Genomic DNA, 1,559 nt, shown 5'->3' on the forward strand with positions numbered 1-1,559 from the left:
CACCGCGGGCGCGCTGCTCCCGCTGCCCGTACTGGCCGGCTGCAGCGGCGGTGACGAGGCGCGGCCGGCCGGCGCCGGGAGCCAGGACATCGCCCCGGCGGCCCCGGCGACGCTGCGCGACGGCGGCACGGTGCGCTGGGCCGTGGACGAGCTGCCCGGCACCTTCAACGCCTTCCAGGCGGACGCCGGCGAGAGCACGGACACGGTGGCGGGCGCCGTGCTGCCCGCGCTGTTCACCCTGGACGCCAACGGCGTGCCGCAGCACAACCCCGACTACCTCAAGGCCGCCGAGGTCACCCAGCGCGAGCCGAAGCAGGTCGTGCGGTACAGCCTCAACCCCGCGGCGCGCTGGAGCGACGGCCGGAGGATCTCGGCGGCCGACTTCGCCGCGCAGTGGAAGGCGCTGCGGGGCAGGAACGCCGCGTACTGGACGGCGCGCAACGCCGGTTACGACCGCATCGAGAAGGTCGAGCCGGGCGCCGGTCCCGGCGAGGTCCGGGTGACCTTCGACCGTCCGTACGCCGACTGGCAGTCGCTCTTCACGCCGCTGTACCCGAAGAGCGTCATGGGCAGCCCGGCGGCGTTCAACGACGGCGCGCGCAAGAAGCTCGCGAGCAGCGCCGGGCCGTTCCGGGTGAAGAAGCGGGACGCCGAGGCCGGCACGGTCACCCTCGTACGGAACGCGAAGTGGTGGGGCGCCCGGGCCCGGCTGAAGAAGATCGTGCTGACCGAGCTGCCCGCCACGAAGCGGCCCGCCGCGCTGGCCAAGGGGAAGATCGACGTCGCGGAGATCGACCGCGGCACGGCCAAGGAGCTCACCACGGCGAGCGGCGGGAACCAGCAGGCCGCCGTCGGGGACGACGCGCCGCGCGGCGCCGTCTCCGCCGACGCGCTGCGCCACCAGGCGCTGGCCCGCGGCACCGACGCCGAGCGCAAGGTGGAGCAGCGGCACCGCAAGGAGGCCGCGGCCGCCGCCGAGCGCCGCGCACAGCTGCGCGGCTACACCCTCCACCGCGCCCTCTCGCCGTCCTTCACGCAGCTCGCCCTCAACGGCAGCACGGGGCCGCTCACCGACGAGCGGGTCCGCCGCGCGGTGGCCCGCGCCATCGACCGCGGCGCGCTGGCGAAGGAGGTACTGGGCCCGCTCCGGCTGCCCGCGGCGCCGGTCGGCAGCCACCTGCTGCTCGCCGGGCAGCCCGGGTACCGCGACAACAGCGCCGCGCTGGGCGGCCAGGACACCGCCGCCGCCCAGGCGCTGCTGGCCGACGCGGGCTGGCGGATGCCGCAGGGCGGCGCCGAGGAGAAGACCGACGCGCAGCCCGGCGAGCGCGAGGCGCAGCAGCGGCGCAGCGCGGCGGACGGCGGCCGGACGGACGGGGAGAACGGGCGGACGGACGACGAGAAGGGTCGGACGGGCGACGGGAACGGGCAGCGGGACGCCGACGGCGCGCACGCCCCCGACGCGCCCGGCGCCCGGCAGCCGCACGGCGGCTCCGGCCGCTCGGGGGCCGACCGCCCGGCGGCCGGGCCCGCGGCCGGTCCCGCGACCGGTGCCGCCC

Annotated in this window: 1 protein-coding gene; it reads left to right on the forward strand. The window is 77.9% G+C overall.

Going from position 1 to position 1,559, the window contains the following annotated elements; translation table 11 throughout:
• Positions 1-1,559: ABC transporter substrate-binding protein (locus ABT381_RS35740; RefSeq protein ID WP_351602278.1), on the forward strand; the 1,559-nt coding region annotated here is incomplete at both ends.

This window comes from Streptomyces sp. NPDC000151, assembly GCF_040301705.1.
In the GTDB taxonomy this organism is placed as follows: domain Bacteria; phylum Actinomycetota; class Actinomycetes; order Streptomycetales; family Streptomycetaceae; genus Streptomyces.